The organism is Rhodococcus sp. 4CII, assembly GCF_014256275.1.
Lineage (GTDB): Bacteria > Actinomycetota > Actinomycetes > Mycobacteriales > Mycobacteriaceae > Rhodococcus_F > Rhodococcus_F wratislaviensis_A.
In genome coordinates this window covers 3,436,257-3,448,021 of sequence record NZ_JACCFE010000002.1, presented here as the reverse complement: position 1 = coordinate 3,448,021, position 11,765 = coordinate 3,436,257, and the positions used below count along the sequence as shown (strand labels likewise).

Sequence of the window (11,765 nt, the reverse complement as noted above, 5' to 3'; positions counted from 1 at the left end):
GTGACTCTGCACGAGGACGGGCCGACGACCGCGGAATCGGCATACGCCGACTGGCGGAATTTCGAGGCCCTGCCGCTGACACCCATCCTCGAGCAGGCGCTGGAACTGTTCAACGAGAACGGCTACCACGGCACGACGGTGCGTCAGATCGCCCGTCGTGTCGGGGTGACCGTCCCCGCCCTGTACTACCACCACGAGAGCAAGGAAGCCGTTCTCGTGGCCCTGTTCGAACTGCAGATGCGCGAGCTGAACGAGCGCGCCGAGGCGGCCGCCCGCGACGCCGGCGACGACGTGGTGGCGCAATTCGTCAACGTCGTCGAGGCGATCGTCCTGTACATGACGCACCGGGTGCGGCACGTCTCTCTCGACACCGAGTTGCGGCACGTCTCCGCCGACAGCCGCAGTCGCTACGCCGCGACCCGAAAGCGTCTCGAACTGATGATGATCGATCTCGTCGGCGACGGCGTACACCGCGACGTGTTCCACAGCCGGAACGTCCCCGAGACCGTGCGCGCTCTCCTCGGGATGCTCCAGTCGATTCCGCGGTGGTACCAACTCGGCGGGGCGCTGACCCCCGCGCAGGTCGCCGAGCGCTACGTCGACATCGCCCTCCACACCGTCGGGTATCTACCCGCTCACTGACTGTTGCCCCAGAGGAGCCGTCCCATGCTCTCCACAGCGTTCACTCAGACCTTCGGCGTCCGCCACCCGATCGTGCAAGGCGGCATGCAGTGGGTCGGTCGCGCCGAACTCGTCGCAGCCGTCGCCAACGCCGGTGCGCTCGGCCTGCTCACCGCACTGACTCAGCCCACTCCCGAGGACCTCGCCAAGGAGATCGCCCGCACCCGCGAGCTCACCGACCAGCCCTTCGGCGTGAACCTGACGATCCTGCCGGCGATCACGCCGCCGCCGTACGAGGAGTACCGGCAGGTCATCATCGAGTCCGGCATCAAAATCGTCGAGACGGCCGGCTCCAACCCCGCCCCGCACCTGCCCGACTTCCACGCCGCCGGCGTGAAGGTGCTGCACAAGTGCACCAGCGTCCGGCACGCGATCAAGGCCCAGGACAGCGGCGTCGACGGCATCAGCATCGACGGCTTCGAATGCGCCGGACACCCCGGCGAGGACGACATCCCCGGGCTGGTGCTCATCGCGGCCGCCGCCGAACAGATCACCATCCCGATGGTCGCGTCGGGCGGGTTCGCGGACGGACGCGGGCTGGTCGCGGCGCTGGCGCTCGGCGCCGACGGCATCAACATGGGCACCCGCTTCATGTGCACCGCCGAATCGCCGATTCACCAGAACATCAAGGAAGCCATCGTCGCCGGCACGGAGACCGACACCGAGTTGATCTTCCGGCCGCTGCGCAACACGGCGCGGGTCGCGAGCAACACCGTGAGCCGCGAGGTGGTGGACATCCTCGATCGGGGCGGCAAGTTCGAGGACGTCCGTGAGCTCGTCGCCGGTGCCCGCGGGCGCACGGTGTTCGAGAACGGCGACCCCGACGCGGGCATCTGGACCGTCGGCACCGTCCAGGGCCTCATCCACGACATCCCCACTGCCGGTGAACTCGTCGAACGCATCGTCGACGAGGCGGAGGCGCTGATCGCAGAACGCCTCGCCGGCCTGTCCGTGCCCGTCAGCGCGTGACCCTTCGGTAGGAGAAAAACCATGCAGCGCACTATCTTCGAGAAGGATCACGAAGCGTATCGGGAGACCGTGCGCGAGTTCCTGGCCCGCGAGATCGAACCGAACTACGAACAGTGGGAGTCCGACCGGCTGATCGACCGCTCGGCATGGCTGGCGGCCGGAAAGTCCGGGATCGTCGGTCTCGCCGTGCCGGAGGAGTTCGGCGGCTCCGGCGTCGCCGACTACCGATTCCGGTATGTCGCCGCCGAGGAGATCGCCCGCACCGCGACCACGTCGTTCGGGTCCGGGCTCAGCGTGCACGACGACATCGTCATCCCGTACATCGTGGGGCTCGGCACCGCCGAGCAGAAGCAGCGGTGGCTGCCCGGCATGGCCGCGGGTGAGGTGATCGGCGCGATCGCGATGACCGAGCCCGGCACCGGAAGCGACCTGCAGGGCATCAAGACCACCGCGGTGCGGGACGGCGAAGAGTGGGTGATCAACGGTCAGAAGACGTTCATCACCAACGGTATTCACTCCGACCTGATCATCGTCGTCGCGCGCACCGACCCGAACGCCGGGTCCAAGGGATTCTCGCTCTTCGTCGTGGAGCGGGGCATGCCGGGCTTCAGCCGGGGCCGCAAGCTGCACAAGGTCGGTCTCGCCGGCCAGGACACCGCGGAACTCGTGTTCGAGGACGTCCGGGTGCCCGCGGCCAATCTGCTCGGCACCGAGGGGCGAGGCTTCGTCCATCTCATGGAGAACCTGCCCCTCGAACGTATTTCGATTGCGGTCAACGCGATCGCCGCGGCGAAGGCCGCATACCGGTGGACCCGGGACTATGTGTTCGAGCGGAAGGCGTTCGGGAAGCCGATCGGCGATCTGCAGAACACCCGGTTCGCGCTGGCGGAGATGCTCACCGAGATCGAGGTGACCGAATCGCACATCGACCGGTGCGTACTCGCCCTGAACGCAGACGAACTCACCGCCGTCGACGCGTCGAAGGCGAAGTGGTGGGCCAGTGAGCTGCAGAAACGCGTCGTCGACCGCTGCGTCCAGTTGCACGGCGGCTACGGCTACATGATGGAGTACCCCATCGGCCGCGCCTACGTCGACAGCCGCATCCAGACGATCTACGGCGGAACCACCGAGATCATGAAGGAAATCATCGGTCGCGACATCGCGGCAGGGTAGGCGGCTCCGCCGCCCGTGCGCCTTTTTGGTAGCTGGAACAACCAGAAAGGCGCACGGGCGCGAAGCGCCTATCCCAGGGACGCCCTCGCGTCGGCGTACTCGCGGGTGAGGCGTTCGACGATGTCCGCGACCGGGACGACCGCGTCGACGGCCCCGATGCCCTGCCCGGCGCCCCAGATGTCGCGCCACGGCTTGGCTTCCGACTTCGCGGCGGTATCGGCGTCCTCACCGACGCCGAAGTTCATGGCGGACGGGTCGGAGACGGCGAGGTTGTGCGGGTCGAGTCCGGCGGCCTCGATGCTGCCGCGCAGGTAGTTGCCGTGCACGCCGGTGAACAGGTTGGAGTAGACGATGTCGGAGGCGGTGGAGTCGACGATCATCTGCTTGTAGCCGGCGTCGGCGTTGGCTTCTTCGGTGGCGATGAACGCGGAGCCGATGTAGGCGAGGTCGGCGCCTGCGGCCCGGGCGGCGAGGACGGAGCGGCCGTGGGCGATCGAGCCCGACAGCAGGAGAGGGCCGTCGAACCATTCGCGGATCTCCTGGATCAACGCGAACGGTGACAGGGTGCCTGCGTGCCCGCCCGCACCGGCGGCGACGGCGATGAGCCCGTCGGCGCCCTTCTCGACGGCCTTCTTCGCGAACTTGTTGTTGATGACGTCGTGGAGGACGATCCCGCCGTAGCTGTGGACGGCGTCGTTGACGTCGGTGCGGGCGCCGAGGGAGGTGATGACGATGGGCACCTGGAACTCGACCACGGTGGCGAGGTCTTCGTCGAGTCGGTCGTTGCTCTTGTGCACGATCAGGTTGACCGCGTAAGGGGCGGACGGGGTCTCGGGGTTGTTGGCGTCGTGCTTGGCGAGTTCTTCGGTGATGCGGGTGAGCCACTCGCGCAGGACGGGCTGCGGTCGCGCGTTGAGGGAGGGGAAGGACCCGACGATGCCGGCGGTGGACTGGGCGATCACCAGATCGGGTCCGGAGACGATGAACATCGGCGACGCGACCACGGGCAGGCGAAGCCGGTCTTGCAGAATGGGGGGCAGGCTCACGAATCTCTCCTCGATGCGGTATCTGATTACGGTGCAGTGCTTTACGTCTGGGGAAGCTGGGCGGCCATCCGGGGAATGAGAGCCTGGAGGCCTTTCACGGGTCGAATCATCACCTTGAACGACGTGATCTGATCGCGGTCGTTCCAGTGGATCAGATCGACGCCGTTGACGTGGACGCCGTCGAGTTCGGTGGCGAATTCCAGCACCGCCGAACGGTCGCCGTACCACTCCTCGACGTACCGGAAGCCGGTGCCGTCGAAGACGGTCAGGGCGGCGCCGAGGTAGGCCAGGACCTTCGACTTGCCTTCCTGCGGAGTGAAGACCGCGGGGGAGGAGAAGACGGCGTTTTCGGCCACGAGGGCGTCGAGGGCGGCGAGGTCGCGGTTGTCGACGACGCGGTGCCATGCTTCGACGACGTCGGGACGCCTCGGCGTCGTGGCGGTCATCCGCGGAACGCCGGGGTCGGGAGGTCGTCGCCGAACACGTCCGGCAGGTCGTCGCGCACGCTGTCGGGGAAGACGGCGGGCCGCTTCTCGAGGAAGGCGGAGATGCCCTCCTTCGCATCGGGGCCGATGCCGCGGATGTTGATCCCCCGGGTCTCGACGCGGTGCGCGATCATCGGGTGCTCGGCGCCGAGCGCCCGCCACATCATTTGCCGGGACAGCGCCACGGAGACGGGGGCGGAGTGTTCGGTCAGGCTGCGGGCCAGGGCGTAGGCCTCGTCGAGCAGGGACTCGCGGGGATACAGCTTGTACACGAGGCCTGCGTCGAGAGCTTCCGCGGCGGGGAACACCCGGCCGGAGTACACCCAGTCGAGGGCGGTCTGGAGCGGGACGAGGCGCGGCAGGAACCAGGTGGAGCAGGATTCGGGGACGATGCCGCGGCGGTTGAAGACGAATCCGATGCGGGCGTCGTCGGCGGCGAGCCGGAAGTCGGCCGCGAGGGTCATCGTGATGCCGACCCCGACGGCCGGCCCATTGATGGCCGCGATGATCGGTTTGCGGGATTCGAACATCCGGAGCACCACGCGGCCGCCACCGTCGCGGCGGGCGTCGGCGCTCTCGTCCTCCCCCTGCTCGTCCTGCCACTGTCCGAACGTGTCGGCGCCCGCGGTGAGGTCGGCACCCGCGCAGAACGCTCGTCCGGCTCCGGTGACGACGATCGCCCGCACGGCGTCGTCGGCGTCGAACCGGTCGTAGGCAGCGATCAGCTCGTTCTCCATGGTGGTGGTGAAGGCGTTGAGCTGGTCGGGGCGGTTGAGGGTGATCGTCGCGATGCCGTCGGCGACGTCGAGTTCGATGTGCTCCACCGACCCAGCATGACATTGTTACCGAACGATCGCTAGAGCGGGTTTTGTGACGGGACGCACTACGCTGGGAGCGATCGTGTGATGGGTGAAGCGGGGACGGAGACCGAGGGATGTGCGCTGCAAAGGTGGCCGCGGTGAGCACGGGCACCGGGCGGCAGGTGATCCTCGATTCCGCGGTCGCGAACATGAACGAACGCGGCTATCACGGCACCTCCATGCGCGACATCGCCCGCGGCGCCGACATCACCGTCGCATCGATCTACCACCACTTCGCGTCGAAGCAGGAGATTCTGCAGGACATCATGGTGCGCGCGCTCCACGACGCCATCGCGATGACCCGCGGTGCGCTGCTGCGGTCGGGGGGCGTCCCCGCCGACCAGCTGCAGTCGCTGGTGCGGGCCTGGGTCATGTTCCACACCACCCGGCAACGGGACGCGATGGTCGGTGCCACCGAGATCCGCAGCCTCGATGACGCCGGCCGTCGGCTCGTCGTGGCTCTTCGCGACGAGCAGGAACACCTGTTCCGCGACGTCATCGAGCGGGGCGTCGAGGAGGGCGACTTCGGGACGGAATACCCGAGGGACGCCGTCCGCGGCATCATCAACATGGGCCAGTCGGTGTGCACGTGGTGGCACGCAGACGGACCGATGACCCCCGAGGAACTCGCCGAGCGCTACGCCGACCTGGCCCTCGCGATGGTGAAACCGGTCGCCCGATCACAATGAAATTCGCCAGAAGACTCGACGCTCTCCAGCAGAAGTACCCGGCGATGGGATTCCCGATCGCCGTCACGTACAAGTTCCTCGACGATCAGGGCGTGTATCTCGCGGCGTTGATCGCGTATTACGGGTTCATCTCGCTGTTCCCCCTGCTGCTTCTGCTGTCCACGGTGCTCGGGTTCGTGCTGTCCGGGCGTCCCGACCTGCAGCAGGACATCATCGACTCGGCGCTGAGCCAGTTCCCGGTGATCGGAGCCGACCTGGCCGACCCGCACCGGATCGGCGGCGGCGTGACGGGCCTGGTGATCGGGCTGGTCGGTGCTCTCTACGGCGGCCTCGGCGTGGCACTGGCCTGCCAGAACGCGATGAACACGGCGTGGTCGGTTCCCCGGAACATGCGGCCCGACCCGATCCGCGGCCGGTTGCGGGGTCTGCTGTTGCTCGGCACGATCGGGCTCGCCGTGCTCGGCACGGCCGCCGTCGCCGCGGTCGGCGCCGCGACGCATCTGTCCGGATCGTTCGCCGTGATCCTGATGCTCGCCGCGATCACGATCAATTCCGCGATCTTCGTCCTCGCATTCCGACTCGCCACCGCCCGCCCGCTGTCGGTCGCCGACGTCGCGCCCGGCGCCGTCGCGGCTGCCGTGTTGTGGCAGGTGCTCCAATCGTTCGGTGCGTACTACGTGAGCAAGGTGGTGAGTACGGCGTCGGTGACGAACGGGGTGTTCGCCGTCGTGCTCGGACTGCTGGCGTTCCTGTTCCTCGCCGCCGCGGCGATCGTGGTGTGCGTGGAGATCAACGTCGTCCGCGTCGACAGGCTGCACCCGCGGGCGCTGCTCGTGCCGTTCACCGACAACACCGAACTCGCGGACGGCGACAAGCGGACGTTCACCGACCAGGCGAAGGCGCAGCGCGCGGTTCCGCACGAGGGAATCCACGTCACGTTCGACGAACTTTCTGGGACGATGGACGAGACCACACCGACGTCGAAGGAGGAGCCGTGACCGATCCGATCTTCGACAAGTCGGAACAACTGAAGCAGGTGCAGCAGGGGATCCTTCCCGGTGAGACGATCATCGCCGTGTACGACTGCATCGGCGCGGGCACCGGCTTCCTCGCCATCACGAATCTGCGCGTCGTCATTCAGGACAAGAGCTTCGTCGGGAAGCGCACCGCGATCACGTCCATTCCGTACAAGAACATCCGGTCCGTCTCGTTCCTCAGCAACAAGTCGTGGGCCGGCCAGTTCTTCTCCTCCAGCAGCATCGCCGTCGACGTCGCCCAGACCACGTACGAGGCCGACTTCCGCGGCATGGACAAGGCCCACCACGTCCACACGGTGATTCTCCAGCACATCACGTGACGTAGATCGCTCCGCTCCGCTGCGTCGGCCCACGTCATGGGGATGCCCGCGTCCGAGCGTCGGTGAGTGGAATCACGCCCGACTCGATTGTTAATTCACTTGCGACCTCACCCATACTGGGACGAGCCGGTTTGCCACGATCTCGGCCCGGCATTTTCGTCAGGTGAGTCCAACGACTCGTGCTCGCCGCCCCAACGATCAGCCCCGATGGGAGTCCTGCTGCCATGACGCCACCCTCCGCTGCGCTCACCGAACCCGCGGTCGCCACTCGCCCTTCTCTGCGTCCGCGGTTTCCGTCGCCGAGTCGGCGGGGCGCGATGCTGGCGCTGGCGCTCGGCGGGTTCGGCATTGGCACAACGGAATTCGCGTCCATGGGACTGTTGCCGGCGATGGCGGCGGGCACCGGGGTGTCGGAGCCGGTGGCCGGGCACTTCGTGTCGGCGTATGCGCTCGGCGTCGTCGTCGGCGCGCCCACGATCGCGGCGCTGGCCGCCCGCGTCGAGCGGCGCACATTGCTCATCGCGTTGATGGCCACGTTCGTCATCGGCAATCTCGCGACGGCCCTGGCACCGGGATACGAGTCGCTGCTGGCGGCCCGGTTCCTCGCCGGGCTGCCGCACGGCGCGTACTTCGGCGTCGCGGCGCTGGTCGCCGCGCACCTCGCCGAGCCGGGAAAACGCGCGAAGGCGGTCGCGACGGTGATGATGGGCCTGTCGGTCGCGAACGTGGTCGGGGTGCCGGCGACGGCGTTCTTCGGTCAGATCCTCGGCTGGCGGTCCGCGTTCGTGCTCGTGGTGATCATCGGCATCGTGACGCTGGCCGCACTGGCACGTCTCGTCCCGCCGCTGGCCGGGGTGCACGTGAGCAACCCGGTGGCCGAACTCGGGGCGCTGAGCCGGGTGCAGGTGTGGATGACATTGATCTTCGCGACGGTCGGATTCGGCGGCTCGTTCGCCGTGTACACCTACATCAGCTCGACGCTCACCGAGGTGTCCGGGTTGCCGCAGACGATGGTGCCGGTCGCGTTGATGCTGTTCGGTTCGGGAATGATCCTCGGCAACGTCATCGGCGGACGGATCGCGGACAACGCGGTGGTCCCCGGGCTGTTCGGGTGCATGATCGCCCTCATCGCGGTCCTCGCGCTGTTCGTCGTCGCCGCTCGCAATCCGGTGACGGCGCTGATCGTGCTGTTCTTCATCGGTGTGGCGGTGACCGCCATCTTCCCGTCCGTCCAGTCGCGGCTGATGGACGCGGCGGGCGACGCGAAGACGCTCGCGTCGACGCTGATCCACGGGGCGTTCAACCTCGCCAACGCCGGTGGCGCCTGGATCGGAGGCGTCGTGATCGCGGCCGGGTACGGCTACACCGCCCCGGCCGCGGTCGGGGCACTCCTCGGCGTCGCCGGGCTGATCGTTCTCACCATCGCGGTCGTCCTCGACCGCAGGCGAACGACGGCTCAGGCCGTCACACCCGCGGAGTAACGCTCGCGGAGAGTGCCCTTGACCAGTTTCCCGGTGGGGGTGCGCGGCAGGTCGTCGCTGAACACGAGATTCCGCGGCACCTTGAAACGGGCGAGCCGTTCCCGGACGTGACCCAGCAGTTCGGCGGCCAGCGCGTCGTCACCGGCCACGCCGGGAACCGTCTGGACCACTGCGAGCACCGTTTCGCCCATCTCCTCGTCGGGGACCCCGATCACCGCGACGTCGAGGACGGCCGGGTGCTCGGTGAGGGTGTTCTCGATCTCCTGCGGGTAGATGTTGACGCCGCCGGAGATGATCATGAACGACTTCCGGTCGGTGAGGAACAGGTACCCGTCCTCGTCGAGGTATCCGACGTCGCCGGTCGTGGTCCAGGTCGGGTGCTGCGGGTGCTGTGCGTCCCGGGTCTTCTCCGGCGCGTTGTGGTATTCGAACGGCAGGGTGTCCCGCTCGAAGTACAGGGTGCCGACCTCGCCGGGTGCGAGGTCGGCCCCGTCGTCGCCGCAGATGTGCGCGACCCCGAGGGCGGCCCGGCCGACGGTTCCGGGCTTGCGGAGCCATTCGTCCGAGTTCACCAGGGTCATGCCGTTGAGTTCGGTGGAGGAGTAGTACTCGGACAGGATCGGACCCCACCACTCGATCATCTGCCGTTTCACCTCCACCGGGCACGGGGCCGCGGCGTGCACGGCGACGCGCAGACTGGAGATGTCATATCGCTCGCGCACGTCCCGGGGCAGCTTCAGCATGCGGACGAACATGGTGGGAACCCACTGGCTGTAGGTGACACGGAACTTTTCGATACACGCGAGCGCCGTCTCGGCGTCGAAGCGGTCCATCACGACGACGGTGCCGCCCAGCGCCTGCACCGACGCGCAGGTGCGGAGTGGCGCCGCGTGATACAGCGGGGCGGGTGACAGGTAGACGGTGTCGGGCGTGACTCCCCACACCGTCGCGTTCATCCCGGTCATGGTGTCGCCCGGGTCCTGGATCTGCCGTGCGGGCAACTCCGGTTTGATGCCCTTCGGACGACCGGTGGTGCCGGAGGAGTACAGCATGTCCGCCCCGCGCGGCTGGTCGGGGAGCGGGACGTCGGACTCCGCGGCCGCGGCGTCGTCGAGCGAGGCGTAGCCGGAAATCGTTCCCCCGAACGCGAGCCGGTGCTCGGTGCCGGGGGTGAGGACGGGGAGCTCGCGCGCCACCGCATCGAGTGCGGCATCGACGATGACGGCCCGGGCACCGCAATCCTCGACGATGTAGGCGATCTCGGGCGGAGTGAGATGCCAGTTCACCATCGTGATATAGAGCCCGGAACGCATGGCCGCCCAGTAGACGTCGAAGATCGCGGCAGTGTTCGTGGCCAGCACCGCGACGTGGTCACCGGGGCGCAGGCCGAGCGCGTTCAGGTGCCGGGCGATGCGGATCGAGCGGGACTCCAGTTCGGCGAAGGTGACCGTCTGCCCGGTGCCGGCCATGATCACGGCGGGCTTGTCGGGGGTGGTGGCAGCATGCGCGCCGGGATACATGGTTACTCCAATTCGTGATGGTTCGCGGGTGTTGAATCTCTTCAGCCGAGTTGCTCCTGCGCGACCTTCGATCTCCGGGCGACGCCGGCGACGGCGATCAGTCCGATGACGGCGGCGACGGTGACGAAGAGCGCTGGCGACAGGATGTTTCCGGTCTTCTCCACGAGCCAGACGGCGACGAAGGGGGCGGTCCCGCCCGCGATGACGACGCCGAGGTTCCAGCCCATGGCCACGCCGGTGAAGCGGACGTCCTTGTCGAACAGCAACGGCAGCAGGGTGTACGAGCCGACCTGGGTGCCGATGGTGTTGACCATGATCAGCAGGTAGGCGATCGCCGCGATCCACACACTGTGGTGCATGACGGCCATCGCGGGGTAGGTGACGATCGCGAAACCGGCCAGGCCGATGACCGTGAACCGCAACCGCCCGATCCGGTCGGCGACGATCCCGCCGAGTGGCATTGCGAGCGCAACGATTCCGATGACAGCGGTGGCGATCCAGTAGACGGGGGTGCGTTCGTAACCGAGGCTCTTCATGAGGTGGATGCTCATGTACGTGAGGCCGACGTAGGCGGTTCCGTTGCACGCCAAACTGATTCCGACCGACTGCACGAGGGCGAGCGGCTGGCGCCGGAAGACGGCGACGACCGGCGCCTGGGCCGGTCCGGGCTCGTCGTCGTCGCCGTGGGTCTCCTCGACCCGGGTGCGGGCCCACAGGCAGAGCAGGGTGAGCGGCAACGCGAGCAGGAACGGGACCCGCCACCCCCAGCTCTCGAGTTGCGCGTCGGTGGTGAGTGCGGACACGGTACCCGCGACCGCGGCGGCCATCGCGAATCCCATCGTGGAGCCGAGCGGGGTGAAGGCGCCGTAGGTCGCCTCGAGGTGCCGCGGCGCGGATTCGGAGATGAACGTGGCGGAACCGCCGACCTCGCCGCCGGCCGAGAAGCCCTGGACCATCCGGACGAAAACGAGAAGCACGGTGGCCCAGATGCCCGCCTGCGCATGGGTGGGCAGGAATCCCATCGCCATGCTGCCGAGGCCCATGCAGACGAGCGTCGCGAGGAGGGCCTTCTTCCGTCCGAATCGGTCGCCGAAGTGCCCGAACACGATGCCGCCGAGCGGCCGCATGAGGTAGGCGGTGCCGAACACGGCGAGCGCGGACAGCAGGGCCGTGGCCGGGTCGCTGCTGGGGAAGAACAGTGGCGCCATCACGATCGCGAGGTAGCCGTACAGGCTGAAGTCGTAGTACTCGATCAGGGTGCCGACTCCGCCCGCGACCGCGGCGCGGCGTGCCCGCACGCGGTCTTCGGCCCGCCATTCGGTGGTGGCTGCAGACCCGGTCAACTGGTCCGTCATAGGTGTCCTGACCTTTCGGAGGCGGATGAGACGTGCATCACTTCGGATGGATCATGGCAAGCGAACGATCGATTGGCAAGTGGTTCGATCGGACGTTCTCTCTCACCGCGGTGCCGCCGTGAACTGCACGATATCGGGATATTGACTTC

12 protein-coding genes are annotated in these 11,765 nt (G+C 67.7%); 7 read left to right on the top strand and 5 right to left on the bottom strand.

The window, feature by feature from the left end; translation table 11 throughout:
- Genes H0B43_RS16700 through H0B43_RS16690 form a run of 3 tightly spaced genes read left to right on the top strand, consistent with a single transcriptional unit; the run spans nt 1 to nt 2,823 of the window.
- Nucleotides 1-642: a TetR family transcriptional regulator gene (locus tag H0B43_RS16700; protein WP_185726910.1), complete on the top strand. Its 642-nt coding sequence runs from the start codon at nt 1-3 to the stop codon at nt 640-642.
- 24 nt (nt 643-666) lie between these two features.
- Entirely contained in the window at nt 667-1,650 is a 984-nt protein-coding gene (locus H0B43_RS16695) for a nitronate monooxygenase family protein (protein WP_185726911.1), read from the top strand.
- A 21-nt stretch (nt 1,651-1,671) separates the two neighbouring features.
- Nucleotides 1,672-2,823 (top strand): acyl-CoA dehydrogenase family protein, encoded by a 1,152-nt coding sequence (locus H0B43_RS16690; protein ID WP_185726912.1) that lies wholly within the window; start codon nt 1,672-1,674, stop codon nt 2,821-2,823.
- Between the two features lie 68 nt (nt 2,824-2,891).
- On the opposite strand, the gene H0B43_RS16685 is transcribed toward H0B43_RS16690, so the two are convergent.
- The 3 genes from H0B43_RS16685 to H0B43_RS16675 are packed head-to-tail and all read right to left on the bottom strand — an operon-like array spanning nt 2,892 to nt 5,178.
- Nucleotides 2,892-3,869 carry a nitronate monooxygenase family protein gene (locus H0B43_RS16685; RefSeq protein ID WP_185726913.1) on the bottom strand — a complete coding sequence of 326 codons (978 nt, stop codon included), beginning with the start codon at nt 3,867-3,869 and terminating at the stop codon, nt 2,892-2,894.
- Nucleotides 3,870-3,910: 41 nt separating this feature from the next.
- On the bottom strand, nt 3,911-4,315 hold the full coding sequence (locus H0B43_RS16680) for a nuclear transport factor 2 family protein (protein WP_185726914.1): 405 nt from the start codon (nt 4,313-4,315) through the stop codon (nt 3,911-3,913).
- Nucleotides 4,312-5,178 carry a crotonase/enoyl-CoA hydratase family protein gene (locus H0B43_RS16675; protein ID WP_185726915.1) on the bottom strand — a complete coding sequence of 289 codons (867 nt, stop codon included), beginning with the start codon at nt 5,176-5,178 and terminating at the stop codon, nt 4,312-4,314. Before H0B43_RS16675 ends, H0B43_RS16680 begins: the two co-directional genes overlap by 4 nt.
- A 110-nt stretch (nt 5,179-5,288) precedes the next feature.
- On the opposite strand from H0B43_RS16675, the gene H0B43_RS16670 reads away from it, so the two are divergent.
- From H0B43_RS16670 to H0B43_RS16655, 4 genes are all read left to right on the top strand, one after another.
- Entirely contained in the window at nt 5,289-5,903 is a 615-nt protein-coding gene (locus H0B43_RS16670; RefSeq protein WP_185726916.1) for a TetR/AcrR family transcriptional regulator, read from the top strand.
- On the top strand, nt 5,900-6,901 hold the full coding sequence (locus tag H0B43_RS16665) for a YihY/virulence factor BrkB family protein (protein ID WP_185726917.1): 1,002 nt from the start codon (nt 5,900-5,902) through the stop codon (nt 6,899-6,901). The genes H0B43_RS16670 and H0B43_RS16665 overlap by 4 nt, the downstream gene beginning before the upstream one ends.
- Complete coding sequence (locus H0B43_RS16660; RefSeq protein WP_087561913.1) at nt 6,898-7,260, top strand: PH domain-containing protein; 363 nt, start codon at nt 6,898-6,900, stop codon at nt 7,258-7,260. The genes H0B43_RS16665 and H0B43_RS16660 overlap by 4 nt, the downstream gene beginning before the upstream one ends.
- 224 nt (nt 7,261-7,484) lie before the next feature.
- The gene (locus H0B43_RS16655) at nt 7,485-8,741 is read left to right on the top strand and encodes an MFS transporter (RefSeq protein WP_252189774.1); all 1,257 of its coding nucleotides are present in this window, start codon (nt 7,485-7,487) and stop codon (nt 8,739-8,741) included.
- On the opposite strand, the gene H0B43_RS16650 is transcribed toward H0B43_RS16655, so the two are convergent.
- Both H0B43_RS16650 and H0B43_RS16645 read right to left on the bottom strand, forming a co-directional pair.
- Complete coding sequence (locus H0B43_RS16650; RefSeq protein WP_185726918.1) at nt 8,717-10,261, bottom strand: acyl-CoA synthetase; 1,545 nt, start codon at nt 10,259-10,261, stop codon at nt 8,717-8,719. The two genes, H0B43_RS16655 and H0B43_RS16650, sit on opposite strands and share 25 nt — an antisense overlap.
- Before the next feature lie 41 nt (nt 10,262-10,302).
- A complete protein-coding gene (locus H0B43_RS16645; RefSeq protein WP_185726919.1) occupies nt 10,303-11,616 on the bottom strand; it encodes an MFS transporter in 1,314 nt (437 codons plus the stop codon).
- Between the last annotated feature and the right edge of the window lie 149 nt (nt 11,617-11,765).